We start from the raw sequence: 2152 nt of genomic DNA on the forward strand, positions 1-2152 counted from the left end.
GACGAGGGCTTTCCGTGGGAAGGCGTCCTTCGAGTTGCTCTCCCTCGTCAAGGCCGCATCCTCTGCAACTGGCTGGTCGATGTGGCCCCGGCTGATCTGATCGAGCGGGTGGGAGTCTTGTCCCCAGCGAAGATGCGTCAGCTCGAAGACGCTCTTCGTCTCGGAGAGCTGGACTAGACGGCAGCAGGGTGCTGGTGGTCGCTCTCGCGACCTATCCCATGTCCCCGCTGTCCCGCGCGTGTTCCCCGTTGAGAACTATCTCGCCCCCAGTAGGGCAGTGAGGCAATCGGTCACGAGGTTGCGAGCGGCCGATCATGAAGATCGCGTTAGAGAAGTGACGAGTGCAGCCGTCGTGCCACCGCGTTCAACGCGATCCCCCTGTGCCAATGTCGCGTGAGACAGCCTTCCCCCCGAAATCAGTGAGTAGTATGGGCGGAGACTGGACCCAGCCCCGTGCCGAAGCCTTCCCATTTTCGAGACCAATCCACGCCGGCGCCCTCGGTCGAGACCCGGCCTGCGCCCGGCAAGCGTAGAACGTTCTCCGCAGCGGAGAAGCTACGCATCGTGCGCGAAGCTGCTGCGTGTACCGAGCGCGGCAGCGTTGAGGCGCTGCTACGGCGTGAGGGGATCTACTCCTCTCTGCTGACGGCCTGGCGCCGCCAGTTCGATCTTCGCGGCAGCGAGGGTCTCGCCGCTCGCACGCCCGGACGTAAGGCGAAGCTCGATGCCAAGGATCGTCGCATCCTCGAGCTCGAGAAACGTGCGGCGCGGCTCGAGACGAAGCTCGCCCTTGCGGACAAGCTGATTGCGCTGCAAAAAAAAGCGTCGGAGCTCCTGGGGATCGAGCTCGCGAACGACGGAGAGAGCTGATGGATCTTCTCGAGCAGCTCGACGATCCCTCGATCCCCATCGTGCGCGCATGCGATGCGCTTGGAGTCAGTCGTGCGACCCTCTACCGACAAACCCAACCGGCCAACCCTCCCGCCGTGCGTACGGCACCGAGCCCTCGAAGACTGAGCGACGAGGAGCGCAGGCGCGTGCTCGATGTCCTGCACTCGGAGCGATTCGCCGACCAGCCGCCGCCCGAGGTGTACGCGACGCTGCTGTCCGAGCAGGTCTACGTCGCATCGATTCGAACGATGTACCGCCTGCTCGCGGAGCGCGGCGAGACGGCGGAGCGGCGCGCCCAGCGGGCGCCTGTTCGCCATGAAAAACCGCGACTCACCGCCACGGCGCCCAACCAGGTCTGGACGTGGGACATCACGAAGTTGCGTGGACCGCTGCCCGGCGTCTTCTACTTCTTGTACGTCGTCATCGATCTCTTCAGCCGCATGGTCGTCGGGTGGATGCTCGCCGAGCGCGAGAACGCCGCTCACGCCGAGCGCCTCTTCGCCGAAACGACCGCGCGCCACGGCATTCGACCAGGCGCGCTCACGGTGCACGCGGACCGCGGTTCTCCCATGCGCTCCGACGACCTCGCCCAGCTCTTTGCCAATCTCGGCGTTGCTCGAAGCTTCAGCCGACCTCACGTCAGCGACGACAACGCCTTCTCCGAGGCGCACTTCAAGACGCTCAAATACCAGCCCGACTACCCAGGCCAGTTCACGTCGCCGCTTCACGCGCGCGGATGGTGTCAGCAATTCTTCGCCTGGTTCAACGACGATCATCAGCACACAGGACTTGCTCTGTTCGCTCCAGCCGACGTCTTCTACGGACGCGTCGACGACATCGCCGCGCGCCGACAGTCGACTCTCGATCGCGCCTACGCCGAGCACCCCGAGCGCTTTCCAAACGGACCGCCCACCGTACGACGACCGCCGGCCGAGGTGCACATCAACCCTCTTCCCATGGAGCTCGACGGCGAGGCGAGCGCGAACGTGGCGATGAACGAACCCGCTCCAGCCCCGCACCACGTTCCAGCCGACCGCGCTCGCCTCGACATCGAGCCAACGCGCCGCGACTGCGTACCTGTCTTCGATGACCTTGCTCGGCGCGTTCAACGCCAAGCGCCATCCGACCTATCGCTTCCCTCATAGAATTTGCGAACGGGCTGTCTCAAACGCATTGACACGTTCCGGATCCTTCGTGAGCCACCGACGCGGATCGACGGCATACCGGCGTCGATCCAAGAGCGCACGGTGCGCCGACACAC

General features: G+C 64.9%; 2 protein-coding genes. Both read left to right on the forward strand.

Annotation, left to right across the window (positions count from 1 at the left end):
* Nucleotides 1–453: 453 nt before the first annotated feature.
* A complete protein-coding gene (locus tag VMS22_08045; protein ID HXJ33981.1) occupies nt 454–870 on the forward strand; it encodes a transposase in 417 nt (138 codons plus the stop codon).
* Entirely contained in the window at nt 870–2036 is a 1167-nt protein-coding gene (locus VMS22_08050; protein HXJ33982.1) for an IS3 family transposase, read from the forward strand. Before VMS22_08045 ends, VMS22_08050 begins: the two co-directional genes overlap by 1 nt.
* Nucleotides 2037–2152: the final 116 nt, after the last annotated feature.

This window comes from Candidatus Eisenbacteria bacterium, from assembly GCA_035577985.1.
Classification (GTDB): domain Bacteria; phylum Desulfobacterota; class Binatia; order DP-6; family DP-6; genus DATJZY01.